This is a genomic window from Paracoccus sp. UBA5162 (assembly GCF_002413585.1).
GTDB lineage: Bacteria > Pseudomonadota > Alphaproteobacteria > Rhodobacterales > Rhodobacteraceae > Paracoccus.
In genome coordinates, this window is record NZ_DHXG01000032.1 from 49812 (window position 1) to 50474 (window position 663).

Here is a 663-nt window from a genome sequence, read left to right on the forward strand (position 1 = left end):
GATCCCGCGCTTCGCCTTCGAGAAGTTCCCGGGCGCCAAGCCCGACCTGACCACCGCGATGAAATCCGTGGGCGAGGTCATGGCCATCGGGCGCAGCTTTCACGAATCGCTGCAAAAGGCCTTGGCCAGCATGGAAAACGGCCTGACCGGCCTTGACGACATCGCCATCGAGGGCGCCGCCGAACAGGGCAGGCCGGCCGTCATCGCCGCATTGTCCAGACAGACGCCGGACCGCATCCGCATCATCGCCGAGGCGATGCGTTTCGGCCTGGGCGACGACGACATCCAGCGCGTCACCAGCTTCGATCCCTGGTTCCTGTCGCGCATCCGCGAGATCGTCGATGCCGAACACCGCGTCCGCAAGAATGGCCTGCCCACCGACGCGCAAGCCCTGCGCGGCCTCAAGATGATGGGCTTCACCGATGCACGCCTCGCCACCCTGACCGGACGCGCCGAATCCGACATCCGCCGCGCCCGCGCCCAGGCCGGCATCCGCCCCGTCTTCAAGCGCATCGATACCTGCGCCGCCGAATTCGAGGCCCAGACGCCCTACATGTATTCCACCTATGAAGCCCCGGCGATGGGCGACGCGGAATGCGAATCGCGCCCGACCGGTGCCAGGAAGGTCGTCATCCTGGGCGGGGGCCCCAACCGCATCGGCCA

Annotated in this window: 1 pseudogene; it reads left to right on the forward strand. The window is 67.4% G+C overall.

What is annotated here, in order from left to right:
• Positions 1-663: pseudogene (locus B4A72_RS04405) on the forward strand (carbamoyl phosphate synthase large subunit); the annotation flags it as partial.